This window comes from Vibrio sp. 1402 (assembly GCF_033340275.1).
On sequence record NZ_JAWOWE010000174.1, the window covers coordinates 1 to 800 of the forward strand.

Below are 800 nucleotides of genomic sequence, written 5' to 3' on the forward strand. Positions count from 1 at the left end.
ACCTTTCGGCCATTGTGACAACAACATCGGCCCTTGCTGAATAAGAAAACGGGCGACATCCAAACCAAACACGTTGTTCAAACACTGCTTGGGCTTTTTAAGTACCACTTGGCGCATCGCAAAACTGTGCAACGCCCCGCCAATGGTGAGCATTAACGTACTGAGCGCATCAGGAGGAAGCAGAGCCAAGCTATGGTGTGGCTTGTTAAAAGCCGTTTCTGGAACAGGCGCAAGCGCCCACTCTTCTAAACACCAAAGGTTGAAGTTTGGGTTATCTCGCCAGCCATCCAAATTAAGAAGCCAAGGCTGTTTTGGCACGATCCAGTTTTGCTCTAGGTACTGACATGGGCAGTAGTTGAACTGATGCAGCACCTGAGCCATCGGTGTTTCAGGGTTAACCACGCTTTGCGCTCCTGCGGCACCACGTGAACGTCGCGACATTCGAGCCAATCAATAGCAGTACCATAAACACTAAAATCCCGATGAGATGGTTCGCCGTTTCTTTGGTAACTTGCACCGACAAAATACTTTTAAATTGGTTGCTTTGAGTCGTCACTCGCACCTCCGAAGATGGCACCATCACGACGCTAATGTGGTCGTAATTCAGCCCTTCAATACTGTTGTTCACCAACAATTTGATTTGAGGCACGTAAGAGTCCAATGCCACATCGGCAGCATGTTTAATAAACACCGATGCCGAAGCAGGAGTCGGACGCTCGCCTGGGCGAAGATCTTGATCTTCTAGTACCACGTGGACTCGCGCCACCAGCACACCATCAATTTGCGACAGCGTTGATGAC

2 pseudogenes are annotated in these 800 nt (G+C 49.6%); both read right to left on the minus strand.

Going from position 1 to position 800, the window contains the following annotated elements:
• Positions 1-402 (minus strand): annotated as a pseudogene (gene vscK, locus R7044_RS24900) (SctK family type III secretion system sorting platform protein VscK); the annotation flags it as partial.
• Positions 395-800, minus strand: a pseudogene (gene vscJ / locus R7044_RS24905) (SctJ family type III secretion inner membrane ring lipoprotein Vsc); the annotation flags it as partial. The pseudogenes vscK and vscJ, both read right to left, overlap by 8 nt.